Origin of the sequence: Campylobacter sp. 1569 (assembly GCF_024723675.1) — a bacterium.
In the GTDB taxonomy this organism is placed as follows: domain Bacteria; phylum Campylobacterota; class Campylobacteria; order Campylobacterales; family Campylobacteraceae; genus Campylobacter_D; species Campylobacter_D jejuni_C.
On sequence record NZ_JANQDB010000062.1, the window covers coordinates 1 to 401 of the forward strand.

Genomic DNA, 401 nt, shown 5'->3' on the forward strand with positions numbered 1-401 from the left:
ATCAATTCTCAATTGATACAAATACAGAAAAAAAATCATGAATTAATTTTTTATTCTAAATATGGAACAGCTAAAACAAGAATTAAAAATCAATTATCATATAAATTAGGTCAAGCTATGATAGTAAATTCTAAATCTTTCTTGGACTACTTAATAATACCTGTGATATTGCTAAGTATTATGATTTCTCATAAGCAAGAAAAAAAAATATACCATAAAAAAATAAAAAAAGATCCTTCTTTGATCTTGCCTCCTTTGGAACAATACCCAGATTACCAAGAGGCTGTTAAATATAAAAACCATCTTTCTTATAAATTAGGGCAAGCTCTTATACAAGCTAATAAAACTTGGTATGGGGGGGGTATATCAAGTTGTGGTTTGAGATAAGTAAAATAAAAAAA

General features: G+C 26.4%; 1 pseudogene. It reads left to right on the forward strand.

Annotated features, from left to right (window positions below):
- Nucleotides 1–387 (forward strand): annotated as a pseudogene (locus tag CAMP5060_RS08180) (glycosyltransferase family 2 protein); the annotation flags it as partial.
- Nucleotides 388–401 lie beyond the last annotated feature (14 nt).